Below are 667 nucleotides of genomic sequence, written 5' to 3'. Positions count from 1 at the left end.
TTGATGTGGGCCAGCACGACCATGTCAGTCCTCTGTCTTTGGCTGGCAGGGCGGTTGCGATAGGCGCGCAGGCCGCGTGAGCTGACACCCAGCACGTCACACATCCGCTTGGCGCAGAAGGCGTGACTGGACCTGTCGCGTTTTTGTGCCGCCCCACGTGCTCGTTTAGGCCACTTTCCTTTCGAAAGCGACCGGGCTTTTCCAACCCAGTGCTGAGTGCCGCCTTCGCGGATTGTAGAAGCCGTTGATGTATTGGAAGATGGCCAGCTCTGCTTCTCTTCGCGTATGCCATGGTCTCCGCCAGATCAGCTCTGCCTTGATCGTCTTGAAGAAGGTCTCGACGGCAGAGTTGTCATAACAATTGCCCTTGCCGCTCATCGATACCATGAACCCATGGTGGCGCAGAAGCTTCTGGTAGTCGTGCGAACAATATTGCGACCCACGATCGGTGTGATGGATGCAGCCCTTGGGCGGCTGCCGCAGCGCAACAGCCATTTTCAATGCCCGGATTGCCAGGTCGCGCTTCATCCGGTTGCTCACCGCTGTTGATTGTCACTGAGAACTGACCCGGTAGCCCCATAAATTGTCACTGAGAATTGACCCATGTGAACACACTTCCCCGACGGTTTTGGTTGGGGGGATTTGGAGTGATCGACATGGGATTTTT

At 56.4% G+C, this 667-nt stretch carries 1 pseudogene; it reads right to left on the bottom strand.

Features of this window, described 5'->3' with window-relative positions:
- Nucleotides 1–165: 165 nt before the first annotated feature.
- Nucleotides 166–543: pseudogene (locus tag FCK22_RS18000) on the bottom strand (IS3 family transposase); the annotation flags it as partial.
- Between the last annotated feature and the right edge of the window lie 124 nt (nt 544–667).

It is taken from the genome of Sulfitobacter sp. 15WGC (assembly GCF_005068605.1).
In the GTDB taxonomy this organism is placed as follows: domain Bacteria; phylum Pseudomonadota; class Alphaproteobacteria; order Rhodobacterales; family Rhodobacteraceae; genus Sulfitobacter; species Sulfitobacter faviae.
Note: the sequence above shows the minus strand (reverse complement) of the source record. Positions and strands in the feature narration are given on the sequence as shown.